General features: G+C 72.0%; 10 protein-coding genes. 3 read left to right on the top strand and 7 right to left on the bottom strand.

Translation table 11 applies throughout. The annotated features are described in order from the left end of the window. Positions 1–88: 88 nt before the first annotated feature. Positions 89–1,084 (bottom strand): glycosyltransferase family 2 protein, encoded by a 996-nt coding sequence (locus tag CCN56_RS14445; protein WP_086827056.1) that lies wholly within the window; start codon positions 1,082–1,084, stop codon positions 89–91. Between the two features lie 260 nt (positions 1,085–1,344). Between CCN56_RS14445 and CCN56_RS14450 the strand changes: the two genes are divergently transcribed. The 3 genes from CCN56_RS14450 (at position 1,345) to CCN56_RS14460 (ending at position 7,150) form a co-directional block, all read left to right on the top strand. After that, a complete protein-coding gene (locus tag CCN56_RS14450) occupies positions 1,345–2,988 on the top strand; it encodes a DUF6056 family protein (protein WP_086827058.1) in 1,644 nt (547 codons plus the stop codon). Between the two features lie 92 nt (positions 2,989–3,080). Next, positions 3,081–5,951, top strand: coding sequence for a bifunctional glycosyltransferase family 2 protein/CDP-glycerol:glycerophosphate glycerophosphotransferase (locus tag CCN56_RS14455; RefSeq protein WP_086827060.1), 2,871 nt, complete (start codon positions 3,081–3,083; stop codon positions 5,949–5,951). A gap of 92 nt (positions 5,952–6,043) precedes the next feature. Further along, on the top strand, positions 6,044–7,150 hold the full coding sequence (locus CCN56_RS14460; protein ID WP_086827067.1) for a glycosyltransferase: 1,107 nt from the start codon (positions 6,044–6,046) through the stop codon (positions 7,148–7,150). Positions 7,151–7,278: 128 nt separating this feature from the next. Here CCN56_RS14460 and galE read toward each other — a convergent pair whose 3' ends face one another. The 6 genes from galE to CCN56_RS14490 all read right to left on the bottom strand — a co-directional run. Then, complete coding sequence (galE, locus tag CCN56_RS14465; RefSeq protein WP_041129214.1) at positions 7,279–8,265, bottom strand: UDP-glucose 4-epimerase GalE; 987 nt, start codon at positions 8,263–8,265, stop codon at positions 7,279–7,281. Continuing rightward, on the bottom strand, positions 8,262–9,908 hold the full coding sequence (locus CCN56_RS14470; protein WP_256961968.1) for a glycosyltransferase family 2 protein: 1,647 nt from the start codon (positions 9,906–9,908) through the stop codon (positions 8,262–8,264). Before CCN56_RS14470 ends, galE begins: the two co-directional genes overlap by 4 nt. Before the next feature lie 132 nt (positions 9,909–10,040). Next, the gene (obgE, locus tag CCN56_RS14475) at positions 10,041–11,480 is read right to left on the bottom strand and encodes a GTPase ObgE (RefSeq protein WP_086827064.1); all 1,440 of its coding nucleotides are present in this window, start codon (positions 11,478–11,480) and stop codon (positions 10,041–10,043) included. A gap of 107 nt (positions 11,481–11,587) precedes the next feature. After that, entirely contained in the window at positions 11,588–11,842 is a 255-nt protein-coding gene (gene rpmA, locus CCN56_RS14480) for a 50S ribosomal protein L27 (protein WP_010041940.1), read from the bottom strand. A gap of 13 nt (positions 11,843–11,855) precedes the next feature. Continuing rightward, the gene (gene rplU, locus CCN56_RS14485; protein WP_015033583.1) at positions 11,856–12,176 is read right to left on the bottom strand and encodes a 50S ribosomal protein L21; all 321 of its coding nucleotides are present in this window, start codon (positions 12,174–12,176) and stop codon (positions 11,856–11,858) included. A gap of 244 nt (positions 12,177–12,420) precedes the next feature. Further along, positions 12,421–15,661 (bottom strand): Rne/Rng family ribonuclease (locus tag CCN56_RS14490; RefSeq protein ID WP_086827066.1); only part of this gene is annotated, 3,241 nt, incomplete at its 5' end.

Below are 15,661 nucleotides of genomic sequence, written 5' to 3' on the forward strand. Positions count from 1 at the left end.
CCGGAACCGGCCTCGGACCTGGCCTCGCCCTCGGACCCAGGGCCGATCTCGGGCCCGGCCCCGGACCCGGTCCCCCGGACCGAGCCCATCAGCGCTCCCGCTCGGCGGTCACGATGCGGATCCGTTCGGCGGCGGCGCGCTCGGCGGCCGCGCGGCCGAAGGAGCGGTGGGTCTCCTTGACGAGGAAGTGCGGCCGGCGCTTGGTCTCGTAGTAGATGCGGCCGATGTACTCGCCGATCAGTCCCAGCATCACCATCTGCACTCCCCCGAGACCCACGATGATCGCGACCAGCGTGACGTAGCCGGGGGCGGTGACGCCGTTGGTGATCGCGGCGACGGTCACCCACACCGCGTAGAGGGCGGCGAGGCCGCTGAGCATCATGCCGAGCCAGAGGGCGATGCGCAGCGGACGGTTGTTGAAGGAGATCAGGCCGTCCATGCCGTAGTTGAGCAGGGAGCTGAACTTCCACTTCGTCTCGCCGGCCTCGCGCGCGGCGTTCTGGTAGTCGAAGGTGACGGTGTCGAAGCCGATCCAGGAGAAGAGGCCCTTGGAGAAGCGGTTGTACTCGGGCAGCGAGAGCAGGGCGTCGACGGCGGGGCGGGAGAGCAGACGGAAGTCACCGACCCCGTCCGTGAGTTCGACGTCCACCCAACGGTTGACGGCCCGGTAGTACATACGACTGAGCGCCGTACGCACCTTCTTGTCGCCTTCGCGGGTGCGCCGCGCCATCACCTGGTCGTGGCCCTGGTGGTAGAGGTCGAGCATGCGCGCGAGGAGCTCGGGCGGGTGCTGGAGGTCGGCGTCCATGATGACCACGGCGTCGCCGGTGGATTTGCGCAGGCCGGCGAGCATGGCGGCCTCCTTGCCGAAGTTGCGGCTGAAGGAGGCGTACTGGGTGCGCTGCGGGTGCCGGGCGGCGATCTCGCGCAGTTTGCCGAGCGTTCCGTCGGAGCTTCCGTCGTCGACGTAGCAGATCTCGTATCCGACCGGGAGTGCGTCGAGCACTTGTCGCATCCGCGTGTCGAACCGCTCGACGACGTCCTCCTCGTTGAAGCAGGGGACGACGACGGAAAGCCTGGTCATGGAACGGTCACTCCAGAGGGATGGGCGAGAGGACGTCCTGAAGGACTGGAAGGACCGCCACCGGACTCTCCTTCGAGCAGCGCGGCCACGGTACGGCGTGGCAGTGACCGCCCGGCGTCGTCCGAGTGACCGCCCCCGGTCGGCATGTCGTCCACGGGGCAAAGCATGCGGGGAAGATATTGGTGTACATGGCGTTTCCACCCGTTTGTCACTCGTAGGGGCGACATGCCACGGAACTTGGCCAGCTGGAGCGATGACCGGTGAGCAGGACAACCATCTCGGAGCACGGTGACGCGCGCGCGGGGAACGGCGGGCAGGACGTGGAGGACACCGGCGACTCCGGCGGCCCCGGCGACCCCGGCGGCGCCGACAGGACGGCGAGCGGGGCGGCGGCCGGGGCCGGGGCCCAGGAGGGTCTCCGGCGGGCGCTGACCTGGATCGCGCTCGTCGTCGCCGCCGGCGCCGGGGCGCTGCTCTCGGTCGGCGCCTTCCTCGGCGTCTACGTACGCCCCACCTCGGACGACTGGTGCGCGCTCTGGAAGGCCCGCGACCTGGGGGCCCTGGGGATCACCTCGGACTTCTACCGCACCCAGAACGGGCGCGTCACCAACGCCTTCCTCACCGGCGTCCTCTACTCCGACGGCATGCGGGGGCCGAAGCTGCTGCCCGCCTTCCTGATCCTCGCGCTGGGCGCGGGCCTCTTCCTCCTCGCCCGGGAGGTGCTGCGCGCCCTGCGCCTGCCGCTCCCGGTGGTGGCGACCGCGACGGCGGTCCTGATGCTGGAGGCGCTGCTGTTCCTCGCGGGGACCCGCTCGTACCAGGTGCTGCTCTGGGCGCCGGCCACCCTTTCCCACACGCTCCCGAGCGTCATCGGCGTCTGGGCGGCCCTGTCCGGGGTGTGGGCGTCCCGCAGCCACCGGCCCTGGGCCCGGTCCGTCGCCGTCGGCTCGGCGGTGCTGCTCGGCACGGCGGTCGGCACCCTCAGCGAGCCCTTCGTCGCCATGTCGGGGCTGATCGTCGCGGTGGCCGGCGTGCTCTGTCTGCCCCGGCTGCGCATCACCCACGACCGCTTCGCGTCGACGTGGTGCGCCGCCTGGTGCCTGGGCCTCCTGATCGGCTCGGTGGTGCTCTTCACCTCCCCCGGGGCCCGCTGGCGGCGGGCCCAGCAGCCGAAGCGACCGCTGTCCCTGTCGGAGATCGGGGCGACGTTCCAGGACTGGTCCCGCGTCTGGGAGACGATCGGCGGCCAGTGGGCGTACGCGGGCGCCCTCGCCGCCGGGGTGCTCCTCGGGCTCGCGGTGGCGCTCAAGCCCCCTGGCCCGGCCCGCCGCCGGGCCCCTGAGGCCGCCCCGGAGAGCGCCGCGGGCGCCACCTCGGCGACCGCCCCCCGGCCGGCCCGCGGCACGGTCCTGGTGATCGCCGTCCTGCCGGTGCCCCTGATCGCGCTGGGGAGCCTGGTGGCCGTGTACGGGCTGCGCAGCGGTTACGGAGCGGGCGGCTGGACGTACGCGCGCACGTGGACCAGCTTCCTCGTGCCGTTCCTGATCGCGCTCTGCGGTTACGGGGTCTGGATCGGCCATCGGATCGGGCGGCGGCTCGGGCTCCGGTCCGCCCTCGCGGCCCTCGCGGCGGGGCTCGCGGGCGTCGTCGCAGTGGCCGGTGCGGCGGCCCTGGTGCCCGCGACGCGGACGCTGACCACGACGACGGTGGAGCGCAGCCTGGCCTGGGACCGGCAGGACGCCCGGATCCGCGCGGAGGCGGCGGCCGGCCGCACCGAGGTGACGTACCGGCCCCTGCACATCGGCAGCCTCGCGGAGCCCTTCTTCACGACGGTGTACGCGCGGGACTGGGCCGCCCAGTGCGCCGCCGAGTACTACGGGGTGGAACGACTGCGCCGCCCCTGATTCGTACATTCCTGCGAAGGGTGACAGACCGTAACGGATGGTGAACGCCAGGGAGTTTGAAATGCGGGTGCAGCAAAGACAAGTGAATCGAGGTGCACGTGCCTGACGTCTCCGTGGTCGTCATCGCCTACAACGACGCAGAGCGTCTGCCGGCGGCCGTACGATCCGTCCTGGAGCAGACCCTGCACGGTGTCGACGTGGTGATCGTCGACGACTGCAGCAAGGACGACACCTTCGCGGTCGCCCAGGCGCTCGCCGCCGCACACCCGGACCGGGTCAGGGCCTTCCAGCTGCCGCGGAACAGCGGCGGCTGCGGCGCGCCCCGCAACTTCGGCATCCAGCAGGCCACCGGAACGTACGTCATGTTCCTCGACAGCGACGACGTCCTGGAGCGCAACGCCTGCCGCAACATGCTCGCCGCCGCCGAGAGCACCGGCTCCGACCTCGTCTCCGGCCTGTGCGTCCGCGTCCATCTGGACAGCCGCAACAAGAAGACCACCGAGTGGTACCCCTGGCTCTACTCGCAGACCCGGACGATCGACTCGATCACCGAACTGTCCGACCTGCTGGTCTTCGACACGCTGTCGACGAACAAGTGCTACCGGCGCGCCTTCCTCCTCGAACAGGGGCTCGAGTTCCCCGTCGGCATCCACTACGAGGACCTGCTCTTCTCGGCCCAGGCCTATGTCGCCGCGAGCCGCATCACCCTCATCCCGAACCACGTCTACTACTGGAACGTGCAGGAGAAGGCGTCGGCCAAGTCGATCAGCAACCGGCGTCACGAGATCGCCAACTTCGTCCACCGCATGGAGATCCACCGCCGTGTGGACGCCCTCCTGGAGAGCAAGGGGTACGACGAGCTCAAGTACCGCAAGGACATCAAGTTCCTCAAGCACGACCTCGTCCTCCACCTGCGCGACCTGCCGCTGCTCGGCGACGACTACCGGCGCGAGTTCGCCGGACTCGCCAACGGCTACCTCGCCGACATCGACCCCCGGGCGTACGAGGAGGTGCAGCCCCTGCACGCCATCTGCGCCTACCTCCTGAGCAAGGAGGACTGGACCAACCTCCTGCCGGCCACCGACGCGCTCACCAACCCGGGCCGCCTCACCACCGCGCTCGCCGAGCGGGACGGGCACGTCTACTGGTGCGCCGAGCACCTGGACACCGAGCAGGGCCGCCGCATCCTGGACGTCACCGCAGCCGGCTACGACACCCGCCCGCTGACCTCGCTCGCCCTGGGCAACCGGCTGACCTCGTACGCGAGCTCCGGCGGCGTCGTCGAACTCGCCGGACGCGTCGTCAACCCGCTGGGCCGGATCTCCCCGGACGCGGAGCTCGGCGCCGTCCTGGAGATCTCGGCCCGCCGCAGTGTCAGCGGCAGAGCCGCACACGTCCCGGTCGCCTCGGTCCGCCACGCCGGCGCCTGGATCGAGTGGAAGGGCCGCGTGGACATCGCCCGTACGGTCCGTCCGCTCGGCGTCATCGACGCGGTCTGGGACGTCCGGCTGGTCCTCACGGTCGACGGCCAGAAGCTCAGGACCCGGGTCTCCGTCGGCGGCACCCCCATCGACGAGGCCGACCCCGTCCGCATCCGCCCCCGGCTGACCCAGCTGGTCTCCGACCGCTTCGTCCCGGAGGTCACCAGGAAGGGCAACCTGTCGTACGTCCTCGCCGCCGAGGGCAGGGCGGCCGTGCACACCTCGGCGATGATCGAGGGCGCCATGCACGGGCGCGCGGCCGGCCTCGCGAAGACCGGCCTCAAGCGGCTGCTCCACACGAAGCGCAACCTGAACTCGGGCGAGACCAAGCTCCGCCTCTACCACCGGCTCTACAGCAAGCTGCCGATCCGCAAGGGGCTCGTCGTCTTCGAGAGCCACCTCGGCAAGCAGTACAGCGACAGCCCCCGGGCCATCTACGAGGAGATGCGCCGCCAGAACATCCCCTTCGAAGGCGTCTGGTCCTACGCCGGGGCCAAGCCGACCGGCTTCCCCGAGGACGCCGTCCTCGTCAAGCGCTGGAGCCGGCAGTACCTCCGGGCCCTCGCCCAGGCCGAGTTCTGGATCGACAACCAGGGCTTCCCGCTGCGCCTCGCCAAACGCCCCGGCACCACCTACATCCAGACCTGGCACGGCACGGCCCTCAAGCGCATGGGCTTCGACGAGCCCCACACCAAGTCCCGCGGCCTGGGCACCCAGCAGACCTTCCAGAAGGCCCTCGACCGCTTCGACCACTTCCTGATCCGCGGCGAGCACGACCGGCGCACCCTCGCCAAGGCCTTCCGGCTCCGCGAGGAGGTGCTGCTGCCCGTCGGCTACCCGCGCAACGACGAACTCGTCGCGGCGCACCGGCGGGAGACGGAGACCGGCAGGCGGGAGCGCGGCCCGCTCGCGGCCGAGCTCGGCATCGACCCGGAGAAGACGGTGCTGCTGTACGCGCCGACCTTCCGCGCCGCCCCCGGCGGCAAGGTGCGCCCCTTCCGGCTCCCGTTCGACGTCGAGGAGTTCGCGGAGCGCTTCGGCGACACCCACACCCTGCTGGTCAGGACGCACTACCTGAACAGCGTGTCGCTCCCGCCGTCGGTCCGGGGCCGGGTCGTCGACGTCTCCCGCCGCCACGACGTCACCCCGCTGCTCGCCCTCGCGGACGGGCTGATCACCGACTACTCCTCCGTGATGTTCGACTACGGGCTCCTCGACCGGCCGATGGTCTTCCTCACGTACGACTACGAGGAGTACGCCAGGGAGAACCGAGGCACCTACTTCGACCTGAAGGAACGCGCCCCCGGCCCCGTGGTGTCCACGGAGGAGGAGTTCTTCGAGGTGATCGCCAACTTCAGGGACGAGGCCGACATCAAGTACGCGGCGGCCCGCCAGAGGTTCAACGCGGAGTTCAGCGAGTACGACCGGGGCGGCGCGGCCGAGCGGATCGTCGCCCGGTTCTTCACCGGGGGCCGGAAGTGACCGAGCTGCTTCAGGAGGAGCGGGAAGTGACCGAGCAGACCACCGTCTCCGGCGGCCGTGACATCTTCATCGTCTCCAACAGCGTGGACGAGATGGGCGGCGTGACCACCTGGACGCACCAGATGGCCCGGGAGTTCACCGACCGGGGCCACCGCGTCCACGTCATCGGCATCACCCCCGCCCCCGCGGGGCGGGAGCACGAGTTCCCCGAGCCGCTGCCGTACGCCACCACCACCCTGTACGACACGCATCCGCCGCAGGTACGGCCCCTGCGCGGCATCAGGGGAAAACTCAACGCCGTCGAACGCCGACGGCACGCGGCCCGCGCCGCCGGCATGCGCAAGCGGGCCGACCGGATGACGGCGCTGTTCGCCGCCGCCCGGCCCGGCGCCGTCCTGATCGTCACCCAGGTGTGGGCGATGGAGTGGGTCGCCCTCGCCGACACCAAGGGGCTCCTCGTCATCGGCATGAGCCACGAGTCGTACGCCGCCAGTGCCGCCACCTCCCGGCTCTCCCGGGTGAAGCGGCACTACAAGGACGTCGACCGGCTGCTCATCCTCACCCCGGGCGACGCGGACCGCTGGATCCGGGCCGGCATGGACAACGTCGGCCACATGCCCAACGCGCTGCCCTTCATGCCCGAGGTCCCGGCGCCCCGCAGCGAGAAGGTCGTCGTCTCCATCGGCCGCCTCTCGCACGAGAAGGGCGTGGACATGCTGCTCGACAGCTGGGCCGAGGTCGCTTCCCGCCACCCCGCCTGGAAGCTGCGGATCTACGGCACCGGGGACGAGGAGCAGCGGCTGCGCGCCCGGACGACCGAGCTCGGTCTCGACGGGTCCGTGGAGTGGAAGGGCCGCACCGGCGACGTCCTCGGGGCGCTCTCCGAGGCCTCGGTCTTCGCCCAGGCCTCGCGCGCCGAGGGCTTTCCGATCACCCTGCTCGAAGCGATGGCCACGGGGCTGCCCTGTGCCGCGTTCGACTGCGCACCGGGGGTGCGGGAGATCATCCGGGACGGCGAGGACGGTCTGCTCGCCCGGCTCGGCAACACCGTCGAGCTCGGCGGCCACATCAGCACCCTCATCACCGACGAGGAGCTGCGGAACCGGATGGGCGACGCCGCCTTCGAGAACGTGAAGCGGTACGCCGCCGACGAGATCACCGACCGCTGGGAGGCGCTGTTCGCCTTCCTGGAGCGCTGACGGCGCGCCGAGCGCGGGAAGGACCGGGAAGCGCTCACCGGGGCGGGGAAAGACCGGAGGATCGCGCCCACCGAAGCGTGAAGGGCCGGGGAGTACGACTCCCCGGCCCTTCCTCTGCTTTTCCGTCGTCAGACGGTCGCGCCGCGGCGGGCGACCCAGCCGGCCCAGGCCGACTCGATCATGTCGCGCACGTCGTGGCGGGCCTTCCAGCCCAGCTCCGCCTCGATGCGGTCGGCGGCGGCGACGACCCGGGCGGGGTCGCCGGGTCGGCGCGGGGTGACCAGGGGCTCGGCGGTGTGGTCGGTGATCTCGTTGATCAGCCGGACCATCTCGGTGACGGAGACGCCCTCGCCCCGGCCGATGTTGACGGTCAGGTCGCGCGGCTCGCCCGCCGCGGCCCACTCCGCGAGCTTCCGCGCGGCGACGAGGTGCGCGTCGGCCAGGTCCTCGACGTGGATGTAGTCGCGGATGCAGGTGCCGTCGGGCGTGGCGTAGTCGTCGCCGAAGATCCGCGGGGACTCCCCCGCGTCGAGGCGCTCGAAGACCATCGGGACCAGGTTGAAGACCCCGGTGTCGGCCAGCTCGGGGGTCGCCGCGCCGGCCACGTTGAAGTAGCGCAGGCAGGCCGTCGAGATGCCGTGCGCCGCGCCCGCGGCACGGACCAGCCACTCGCCGACCAGCTTGGTCTCGCCGTACGGGCTCATCGGCAGGCAGGGGGTCTCCTCGGTGACGAGGTCGACGTCCGGCATGCCGTAGACGGCGGCGGAGGAGGAGAAGAGGAAGTTGCGCACACCGGCGGCCGCGACGGCCTCCAGGAGGACGGTGAGGCCGACGACGTTCTCGCGGTAGTAGTGCAGCGGCAGCTCGACGGACTCGCCGACCTGCTTCTTCGCGGCCAGGTGGACGACGCCCGTCACACCGTGCTCGGCGATCGTCCGGTCGAGGACCTCCCGGTCGAGGGTGGAGCCGACCACCAGGGGCACGCCCTCGGGCACCCGCGACTCGTATCCCGTGGACAGGTCGTCGAGGACGACGACCCGCTCGCCCGCCTGCGTCATGGCACGGACCACATGGGAGCCGATGTAGCCGGCACCGCCGGTGATCAGGTAAGTCATGCCCCAAACCCCTTTCGCTGTGATCTACGGGCGAGCCTGTGGAGCCTGGCTCCGACCGCCTGGAGCCCGTCGCGGGCACCGGGTGCGAGCCGTACCGCCAGCGAGCCGTTCGCCGTCGTGTACTGCCGCACCAGCAGTACACCGTACCGGCTGCTCGGCACGACCGAGCGTCGTTGCCGGTCCTCCGGCAGCCGGAGCGCCGTCGTGAACGAGCTGCCGTCCGCACAGGTCACCGTGGCCCGGACGTCCCAGAGCTGCACGCCCCGGTCCCCCCTGTGGCGGCCCTCACGGGCCAGGCCGGTGAGCCCGGCCGGGACGCGTCCCGACCAGCCGCCGGCCACTTCGGAGAGCTCGGAGAGTTCGGTGCGCACGGGCGTGTCGGCGCCCCTGGGCACGAAGTCGATCCGGGCGGTACGGGGCAGGGCCTCGCGCAGCCGTCCGTACAGGTCCCGGACCGTGAACCGCAGCTGGCCGCGGCCCGCTCCGGTGCGCAGTTCGCCGTCGACGAGCAGCGGGAGCCCGGCGAGCGGCAGGCGGTCCAGGCCGTCCAGCTCGACGGGAAGGTCCTCGGACCAGACGGCTGCTCCCCCGCTCCGGGCGAAGGGCGGGAGCAGCCGGGCGGGTTCGGCGGCGAGCCGGGAGAGCCGTTCCAGGTCCCGGGGCTCCTCGGCGGCCAGGACGAACCGGGCGGCCCAGCGGGCGGGCGCGGCCGCGGCGGCGATCGCGCGCTCCCCGAAGGTCCCGACGTGCTCGCGGGCCAGCGCCCACCACGCGGTGCGGTACGCGGCGTCGCGCAGCCTCAACTCGCGGGCGTACAGGCGCAGGTCGTGTTCGAGGAACTTGGTGCGGCAGGCGGTGGCCAGCTCCTTGCGGCCGGCCTCCTCGAAGGTCTCCACGGCCATGCGGTGGGCGGCGATCCGCGCCTGCCAGTTGGCGATGCCGTCCCGGTCGAGGGAGATCGAGAGGCGCCCGGCGGCCCGGCGGACGTGCCAGATGTAGACGGTGTCGGGGACGACCGCGACGCGCGGCGCGGCGGCCAGGACGCGCGCGGTGAAGAGGAAGTCCTCGTAGACACAGCGGCCGTCGGGGAACCGGATGCCGTTCTCGGCGAGGAAGGCCCGGTCGTAGACCTTGTTGACGCAGAGCGTGTCGTGCACCAGGGGCACGAGGTCCGCGGCCGTCTCCAGGAGGGCGGGCTCGTGGTAGAGCGCGGGCTGCCAGCGCACGTCGCGGCCCTCGGGCAGCTCGCGCCGTACGCAGGCGCCGACCGCGACGGGGGCTCCGTGCCGCTCGGCCGCCGTGACCAGGGCCTCGGCGGCGCCTTCGGGCAGGACGTCGTCGCTGTCGAGGAATATCACGATGGGGGCGGTGACGGCCCGAACGCCGTCGTTGCGGGGGGTGCCGCAGCCGCCGCTGTTCTCCGTGCGGTGCACGACGCGCAGCCGGGGGTGGCGGGCGGCCAGTTCGTCCAGGACCCGGGCCGTGCCGTCGCTCGATCCGTCGTCGACGGCCACGACCTCCGCGACCACGGGGCCCTGGTCGAGCACGGACCGGATCGCCTCACCGACCAAGCCCTCGTCGTTGTGTGCGATCACCACGACGCCGAGCTTTCCTGCCACCTGGGGGGAAGTGATGCTAGTCACGCCGCGGATGCTACGGGAGCCCCGCCACCCGATCGGCCCTCTTCCGGCCGGGTCAGCCGAACGCATGAAAACGCGGGAAAGGTGGGGCGGCACCCGGCCGCCCCACCTTCCGCACCCGCGAGAAGGGACCTTCTAGAACGGGTCGAACTCGTCGTACTCGCGCTGCGCGTCGTCGCGCTCCGCCTGCCGGTCGCGGCGGCGCTGCGCCGCCGGACGCGGGGCCTCCAGACGGTGGTCCTCACCGCGGCGGCCGAGCATCTCGGCGCCGGCCATCATGGTGGGCTCCCAGTCGAAGACGACCGCGTTGTCCTCGGAGCCGATCGCGACGCCGTCGCCCGCGCGGGCACCGGCCTTCATCAGCTCGTCCTCGACGCCGAGGCGGTTGAGGCGGTCGGCCAGGTAGCCCACGGCCTCGTCGTTGTTGAAGTCGGTCTGGCGGACCCAGCGCTCCGGCTTCTCGCCGCGCACCCGGTAGACCTCTTCGTGCTCGTCGTACGTGACGGTGAAGCCCGCGTCGTCGACGGCCTTCGGGCGGATGACGATCCGGGTCGCCTCCTCCTTCGGCTTGGCCGCGCGCGCCTCGGCGACGATGCCGGCGAGGGCGAAGGAGAGCTCCTTCAGACCCGTACGGGCCACGGCGGAGACCTCGAACACCTGGTAGCCGCGCTCCTCCAGGTCCGGGCGGATCATGTCCGCGAGGTCCTGGCCGTCCGGGATGTCGATCTTGTTGAGGACGACGATCCGGGGCCGGTCCTCCAGGCCGCCGTACTGCTTGAGCTCCTCCTCGATGACGTCGAGGTCGGTGACCGGGTCGCGCTCGGACTCCAGCGTCGCCGTGTCGAGGACGTGGACGAGCACCGAGCAGCGCTCGACGTGGCGGAGGAACTCGAGGCCGAGGCCGCGGCCCTGGCTGGCGCCCGGGATGAGGCCCGGCACGTCGGCGATCGTGTAGACGGTCGAGCCGGCCGTGACGACGCCCAGGTTCGGGACGAGGGTGGTGAAGGGGTAGTCCGCGATCTTCGGCTTGGCGGCCGACAGGACGGAGATGAGCGAGGACTTGCCCGCGCTCGGGTAGCCCACGAGCGCCACGTCGGCGACGGTCTTGAGCTCCAGGACGATGTCCCGCGCCTCGCCGGGCTCGCCGAGGAGCGCGAAGCCGGGGGCCTTGCGGCGGGCCGAGGCCAGCGCGGCGTTGCCGAGGCCGCCGCGGCCGCCCTGGCCGGCGACGAAGGTGGTGCCCTGGCCGACGAGGTCGGCGAGGACGTTGCCCTTCTTGTCCAGGACGACGGTGCCGTCGGGCACGGTCAGGACCAGGTCCTGGCCGTCCTTGCCGGAGCGGTTGTCACCGGCACCGGGCTGGCCGTTGGTCGCCTTGCGGTGCGGGGAGTGGTGGTACTCGAGGAGAGTGGTGACCGACTGGTCGACGACCAGGGTCACATCGCCGCCACGGCCGCCGTTGCCGCCGTCGGGGCCGCCGAGCGGCTTGAACTTCTCCCGGTGGACGGAGGCGCAGCCGTGGCCTCCGTTACCCGCGGCGACGTGCAGCTCGACGCGGTCCACGAAGGTGGTCATGGGTGTGCCTCCAGAGAATTACGTGCGGAATGTCTATCTAGTAACACGCGAAAGGCGGACCCGCTTCCCGTACGGGAAGTGAGGTCCGCCTCCGCAAAGTGTTCCGATCAGGCGACCGGAACGATGTTCACGACCTTGCGGCCACGGTGGGTGCCGAACTGCACCGAACCGGCCTGCAGGGCGAACAGCGTGTCGTCGCCGCCACGGCCGACGCCGGCGCCGGGGTGGAAGTGCGTGCCACGCTGGCGGACCAGGATCTCACCCGCGTTGACGACCTGACCGCCGAAGCGCTTCACGCCGAGCCGCTGGGCATTGGAGTCGCGCCCGTTCCGGGTGGACGATGCGCCCTTCTTGTGTGCCATGTCTCAGTCCCTCTTACTTCGCAGCCGCGGGGATACCGGTGACCTTGATCGCCGTGTACTGCTGACGGTGACCCTGGCGACGGCGGTAGCCGGTCTTGTTCTTGTAGCGCAGGATGTCGATCTTGGCGCCCTTGTGGTGGTCCACGACCTCGGCCGTGACCTTGATGCCGGCCAGGACCCACGGGTCGCTGGTCACGGCGTCGCCGTCGACAACGAGCAGGGTCGAGAGCTCGACCGTGTCGCCAACCTTGGCAGTGGAAATCTTGTCAACCTCAACGATGTCGCCGACAGCAACCTTGTGCTGGCGACCACCGCTGCGCACGATGGCGTACACGCGGATCTCTCTCTCACTCGGGATGGAACCTCTGAAGCCAGCCGCTCACACGGGCCCGGGGGCCCGCGGCGTTCCGGAATCGGACGAGCGGCCTCTCCCGACGAGCGGGAGGGAGGTGCTCAGAGGCGCGGCATGCCGATCAGACACGCCGACGGTCTAGGTTACGGGCGGCTGCCACAGGGGGTCAAATTCGCCCGAGCGGGTGCGGGCCGCCCCCCTGGAGGGACGGCCCGCACCCGGTGGGTCAGTCCTGGGCCGGAGCCGCGGTCTTCTCCGCCGCCTTCTTGGCCGTGGCCTTCTTGGCGGTGGTCTTCTTCGCCGCGGTCTTCTTGGTCGCCGCCGTCTTCTTGGTGGCGGCCTTCTTGGCCGTGGCCTTCTTCGCGGTCTTGCGCGCGGCCGTCTTCTTGGCCGGCGCGGCCTCCGCCTCGGTCTCGGTCTCGGCCGGAACCTCGGCCGGGGCCGTGGTCACCACGACGACGGCCGCCTCCTCGGCGCCCGCGGGCGAACCGGCGGGAGCGGTGGCCTTACGGACCACCCGGCGACGGGCGCGCGGCGCGGCGGCCGCGGGGGCCTCCTCGACGACGGGCTCGGCCACCGGCGCCACGACGGGCTCCGGCTCCGGGGCGGTCTCGGCGACCGGCTCGGCGACGACGACCGGCTCGGCGACGACCTCGGCGGCCACGTCCGTGGTCGAGACGACCGGGGACGTCACCCGACGGGTGGCACGACGACGGCCGCGCGGGGCCGGAGCGGGGGTCTCCTCGACAACGGCCTCGGTCACCGGCTCGGCCACCGGGGCGGCGGCCTGCTCGGCGGCGGGCTCCACGACCGGCTCGGCGACCGGCGCCGCGACGGGCTCGGGCTCGGGCTCGGCGGCGGGCGCGGGCTCGAAGTCGACGGCCTCGGTCTCCACGACCGGCGCCGGGGCGACCGGCGTCGAGACGACCGGCGCGGACACCCGGCGGGTGGCGCGACGGCGGCCACGACCGCGCGTGGCGGCGGCCTCGGCCTCGGCGGCGGAGCCGTACAGCTCCTCGTCCGGGGCGATCGGCACCGGCACGGCCACCGGGGCGGCCAGCTCGGCGGCGACCTCTGCCTCGGTCTCGACCTCGGCCTCCGCGGTCTCCGGCTCCACGGCCTCGGCGTGCTCGTGCTCGTGGACGTGCTCGGCGCCGCCGCGGCCGCGCTTCTTCGAGCGCTTGCCGCCGCCACCGCCACCGGCGGTGGCCGGCTGCTCCATGTGCACGATGACACCGCGGCCGTTGCAGTGGACGCAGGTCTCGGAGAAGGACTCCAGGAGGCCCTGGCCGACCCGCTTGCGGGTCATCTGGACCAGGCCGAGCGAGGTGACCTCGGCCACCTGGTGCTTGGTCCGGTCCCGGCCCAGGCACTCCAGGAGGCGGCGCAGCACCAGGTCGCGGTTGGACTCCAGGACCATGTCGATGAAGTCGATGACGACGATGCCGCCGAGGTCGCGCAGCCGCAGCTGGCGGACGATCTCCTCGGCCGCCTCCAGGTTGTTCCTGGTGACGGTCTCCTCCAGGTTGCCGCCCTGGCCGGTGAACTTGCCGGTGTTGACGTCGACGACGACCATCGCCTCGGTCTTGTCGATCACCAGCGAGCCGCCGGAGGGCAGCCAGACCTTGCGGTCGAGCGCCTTCATGAGCTGCTCGTCGATCCGGTACGTCGCGAAGACATCGACCTCGCTCGTCCACTTGGACAGGCGGTCGGTCAGGTCCGGGGCGACGTGGTTCACGTAGCCGTGGATGGTCTCCCACGCGTCGTCGCCGCTGACGATGACCTTGGAGAAGTCCTCGTTGAAGATGTCGCGGACGACCCGGACGGTCATGTCCGGCTCGCCGTACAGCAGGGTCGGCGCGGACGTCGAGATCTGGGTGGCCTTCTTCTGGATGTCGGCCCACTGCGCCTGCAGGCGCTCGACGTCGCGGCGCAGCTCGTCCTCGCTCGCGCCCTCGGCGGCGGTGCGCACGATGACGCCCGCATCCTCGGGGACGATCTTCTTGAGGATGGTCTTCAGGCGGGCGCGCTCGGTGTCCGGGAGCTTGCGGCTGATGCCGGTCATCGAGCCCTCGGGGACGTACACGAGGTAGCGGCCCGGGAGGGAGACCTGGCTGGTCAGACGGGCGCCCTTGTGGCCGATCGGGTCCTTCGTGACCTGCACGAGGACCGACTGGCCGGACTTGAGGGCGGACTCGATGCGGCGCGGCCCGTTGGCCATGCCGAGCGCCTCGAAGTTGACCTCGCCGGCGTACAGGACGGCGTTGCGGCCCTTGCCGATGTCGACGAAGGCGGCCTCCATGGACGGCAGCACGTTCTGGACCTTGCCCAGGTAGACGTTGCCGACGTACGAGGTGGCCTGCTCCTTGTTGACGTAGTGCTCGACGAGCACGTTGTCTTCCAGGACGCCGATCTGGGTGCGCTCGCCGTTCTGGCGGACGACCATGACGCGCTCGACGGCCTCGCGGCGGGCGAGGAACTCGGCCTCGGTGATGATCGGGACGCGGCGGCGGCCCTGCTCGCGGCCTTCGCGGCGGCGCTGCTTCTTGGCCTCCAGGCGGGTCGAGCCCTTGATGGACTGGACCTCGTCGGACGGCTCGGCCTTCTCGCGGGCCGGACGGGGCTCGCGGACCTTGACGACCGTACGGACGCCGTCCTCTTCGGCCGTCTCGACCTCGGCGGCGGCGTCACCGCTGCGACGGCGGCGACGGCGACGGCGACGGGAGCTGCTGGAGCCGCCGGCGTAGGCCTCGGCCTCCTCCGGCTCCTCCTCGCCCTCCTCGGGCTCCTCGGTCTCCTCCTCGGCGTGCGGCTCCTCGCCCTCCTCGGTCTCCTCGACCTCGGCGAGCTCGCCGCGACGGCGACGACGGCCGCCACGGCGGCGACGACGGGACGGACGGTCCTCGTACTCGTCCGTCTCCTCGGCCTCCTCGATCTCGTCGGCGACGGCCTCGACCTCGGGCTCGTCGGCGACGGTGGCCGGGACGGGCTCGACGGCGACGGGCTCGCTGCGGCGACGGCGGCGACGGCGGGAGCCGGACTCGGCGCGCTCGGTCTCCTCCACGGCCTCGACCGTCTCGACCGTCTCGACGGCCTCGACCGTCTCTTCCTCCTCCGGCTCCTCGACCACGGCGGCGGCGGCCATGGCGGCGGTCTCCGGGGTCTGGAACATCGGCTCGGCGAAGACCGGGGCCTGGAAGACGGCGACGGCGGGGCGCGTGGCGCGGCGGGGCTCGCGGGCCGGGGCCGGCTCGGAGGTGAACTGCGGCGAGGTGACGCGGCGGCGGCCGCGGCCACGGGTGGCGGCGGTCTCGGCGGCGGCGACCTCGGCCTCGTCGGCGGCGATCTGCTCGACGGTGGACGTCGGCAGCGACTCACCGGTGGGGGCGGCCTCGGTGGTCACCTCGGGCGAGGTGGCCTTGCGGGTGGCGCGGCGGCGGGTACGGGGCGCGGGAGCGGCCTCGGCC

Source organism: Streptomyces sp. NRRL B-24572 (assembly GCF_002156145.1).
GTDB lineage: Bacteria > Actinomycetota > Actinomycetes > Streptomycetales > Streptomycetaceae > Streptomyces > Streptomyces vietnamensis.

Coding starts and splice junctions, on each gene's coding strand:
- galE (WP_041129214.1), bottom strand. CDS start 8,265: ATGACTTACCTGATCACCGGCGGTGCCGGCTACATCGGCTCCCATGTG.
- CCN56_RS14460 (WP_086827067.1), top strand. CDS start 6,044: ATGGGCGGCGTGACCACCTGGACGCACCAGATGGCCCGGGAGTTCACC.
- CCN56_RS14445 (WP_086827056.1), bottom strand. CDS start 1,084: ATGACCAGGCTTTCCGTCGTCGTCCCCTGCTTCAACGAGGAGGACGTC.
- obgE (WP_086827064.1), bottom strand. CDS start 11,480: ATGACCACCTTCGTGGACCGCGTCGAGCTGCACGTCGCCGCGGGTAAC.
- rpmA (WP_010041940.1), bottom strand. CDS start 11,842: ATGGCACACAAGAAGGGCGCATCGTCCACCCGGAACGGGCGCGACTCC.